The sequence below is a fragment of the Thiomonas sp. TH-17 genome (genome assembly GCF_057473305.1).
On record NZ_JBYCKI010000177.1, the window covers coordinates 1 to 2,317 of the forward strand.

Consider the following 2,317-nt stretch of genomic DNA (forward strand, 5'->3'; position numbering starts at 1 on the left):
CAGCGGCCTGCGGGTCATTCTTGCGGGCCTGGCGCAGAGCGCGTTCTTCATGCACGATCGGCGGAATGAGCGCTTCGAGCGGCTGGTTCACCGGCAAGGCGGCAAGCTGCGCCGCCAGATCGGACGGCAGCGCTGCATCGGGCTGAACGCGCAGTTGCAGGTCCAGATAGGCCGTGGCACCCAGGCGGGATAGCGCCTGCAGTTGTTCCGCGCTGGCGCCCCAGCTCACCCGGTCGAGAAAGGTCACCGGATAGGCCTGCGCAGCGGCGTCCAGCCCGGCGAGGCCGGCCTCGCCTGCGGTCTGCAAAGTTTGCGACAGAGCAGCCGGCGCCAAACCCCACAAGCCCAGCCCCGCAGCGCCAAGCCCCCCGATGAAGCGGCGGCGCGACAGCCGCCCGGCAGCGTGCAAACGATGTTCCATGATCGACGCTCCGTTCAGCCGCACACGCCCCAATGACCGGGATGCCAGGCGCCGTAGGGGCCGCGCCAGCCGTGATGCCAGCAGCCGCCGCCCTCCGGCCGCACGATCACCGCACCGGAAACCCGCGCCGGGGCAAGAGGCGCCACATAACACCCGCCGAGCAGCAGACTCCCTGCGACCGCCGCTGAAACCAGTTGCAGGCGGCGCGAGCGTGCGGCCTGCACCAAGGCTTTCATGGCGCGCGTCATGGCGCGATCTCCCGGCTGATGGCGTCTTCCTGACGGTTCAGCGCCCAATACTGGGAACGCACCAGCGCGCCGCCCTGACGTCGCGCCAGCGCGTCCTGCCGCCAGCGCACCTGCGCCACCTGGTGTTGCAGCGCGGCGGCCCGCCAGGGCGCGAGGGAGCCGGTCCACCTTGCATAGGCAATGCGGTGATCGAGATGATTGGCGCGTTGGAGCACTTCAGCACGCGCCGGATGGGCGGCCTGCCAGGGTGTTTCGGCCATGGCCAGCGGCGCAGCAAGCAAGACGCTGGAAAACAGTAGCCCGCGTATCGCGGGACGCAGAAAAGAGTGCATGATGGACTTCCTTTGAAATTCGACGATAAGAATGGCGGCCGTGTCGAATCAACGAAAGTCTTGCCTGCCCGGTGACAACTGCGCCGCACGCAGTTGTCACCGCTTGTATCGCGTCAGCGGCTTGGTGCGGGCAGCCCCAGCACGCGAGCACCCGGCCGGATGCCGTGCTGCGCAAACCAGTGCAGCGGTGTTTCCAGCGCATAGCGCACATCGGTCTGGCCGCAGTGCACGTCTTCGGTCTGCGGCTGCATGTCGGCGATGTTGACAACGCGGCCGTCCGTTTTGATGAAGGCAACCGACAGGGGAATGAGCGTGTTTTTCATCCACATGCAAACCGGCTGAGACTCGGCAAACACAAACACCATGCCGCGATTCGCGGACAGGCTGCGGCGGTTCATCAGCCCGGTCTGCTGCTGCTCGGGGGTAGAAGCCACTTCGGCGGTGAGGGTGTGGCCGCCGATCTGCAGCCGCACGAGCGGCAGGCCGGTATTGACCTCGGGCTGCGCGGCCCACAGCGGAGTGACGACGGACAGCCCGAATAAAAAAACAAAAATGCGTAGAAAACGTCCCCAAGTCATGGTCGCTCCTGGTTTCAGTTTCGCAGCAACAGGCAGACCGCACTGGCCGCAATGCCCTCGCCGCGGCCGACAAAACCGAGCCGCTCGGTGGTTTTGCCCTTGACGTTGACCTGCGCGACATCGAGCTCAAGCAGCGCGGCGATGCGCTCGCGGATGGCGTCGCGATGGGGCGCCAGCTTGGGCGCCTGCGCGATCACGGTGCAATCCACATTGCTGATCGTCCAGCCCTGCGCCAGCACGCTTTGCCGCGCCTGCTGCAACAGTTCGCCCGAATCGGCGCCCTTGAAGCGCACGTCGGTATCGGGGAAGTGCTGGCCGATGTCGCCCAGCCCAGCCGCGCCCAGCAGGGCATCGGTGATGGCGTGCAGCAGCACGTCGGCGTCGGAATGGCCGAGCAGGCCGAGGTGATAAGGAATCGTCACGCCGCCGATGATGAGCTTGCGGCCGGGAACGAGGGCGTGGACGTCGTAGCCCTCGCCGATGCGGATTTGCGTCATGTCGATACTCCTGCGCGCGCGGCGAGCAAGGCCTGCGCGAGTTCGAGGTCGGGGGAATAGGTGATCTTGAAATTCCACGCCGCGCCGGTGACCAGCAGCGGGTGCGCGCCCTGGCGCTCCATCGCGCCGGCTTCGTCAGTAGGTGGGGATTGTTGCCCCCACGCTCCCGCTGCGCGCTCGCTGCCCCCCAAGGGGGCTGCCCCCGCCTTGGGGCGGCCCGGCGGCGGGGATTGTTGCCCCC

The 2,317-nt window shown here is 67.2% G+C and carries 6 protein-coding genes; all 6 read right to left on the bottom strand.

Features of this window, described 5'->3' with window-relative positions:
* Positions 1 to 421: twin-arginine translocation signal domain-containing protein (locus AC2VLV_RS10760; RefSeq protein ID WP_486989982.1), on the bottom strand; the 421-nt coding region annotated here is incomplete at its 3' end.
* A 14-nt stretch (positions 422 to 435) separates the two neighbouring features.
* Entirely contained in the window at positions 436 to 669 is a 234-nt protein-coding gene (locus AC2VLV_RS10765; protein WP_486989983.1) for a hypothetical protein, read from the bottom strand.
* The gene (locus AC2VLV_RS10770) at positions 666 to 1,001 is read right to left on the bottom strand and encodes a hypothetical protein (protein WP_486989984.1); all 336 of its coding nucleotides are present in this window, start codon (positions 999 to 1,001) and stop codon (positions 666 to 668) included. The genes AC2VLV_RS10765 and AC2VLV_RS10770 overlap by 4 nt, the downstream gene beginning before the upstream one ends.
* 113 nt (positions 1,002 to 1,114) lie before the next feature.
* Entirely contained in the window at positions 1,115 to 1,579 is a 465-nt protein-coding gene (locus AC2VLV_RS10775) for a DUF192 domain-containing protein (RefSeq protein ID WP_486989985.1), read from the bottom strand.
* Between the two features lie 14 nt (positions 1,580 to 1,593).
* Positions 1,594 to 2,076: a 2-C-methyl-D-erythritol 2,4-cyclodiphosphate synthase gene (ispF, locus tag AC2VLV_RS10780; protein ID WP_486989986.1), complete on the bottom strand. Its 483-nt coding sequence runs from the start codon at positions 2,074 to 2,076 to the stop codon at positions 1,594 to 1,596.
* A partial coding sequence (locus tag AC2VLV_RS10785; protein ID WP_486989987.1) for a 2-C-methyl-D-erythritol 4-phosphate cytidylyltransferase occupies positions 2,073 to 2,317 on the bottom strand: 245 nt, incomplete at its 5' end. The genes AC2VLV_RS10785 and ispF, both read right to left, overlap by 4 nt.

Bases quoted from the DNA above. Each gene is read 5' to 3' on its own strand.
- AC2VLV_RS10765 (WP_486989983.1), bottom strand. From the start codon at position 669: ATGACGCGCGCCATGAAAGCCTTGGTGCAGGCCGCACGCTCGCGCCGC.
- AC2VLV_RS10770 (WP_486989984.1), bottom strand. From the start codon at position 1,001: ATGCACTCTTTTCTGCGTCCCGCGATACGCGGGCTACTGTTTTCCAGC.
- AC2VLV_RS10775 (WP_486989985.1), bottom strand. From the start codon at position 1,579: ATGACTTGGGGACGTTTTCTACGCATTTTTGTTTTTTTATTCGGGCTG.
- ispF (WP_486989986.1), bottom strand. From the start codon at position 2,076: ATGACGCAAATCCGCATCGGCGAGGGCTACGACGTCCACGCCCTCGTT.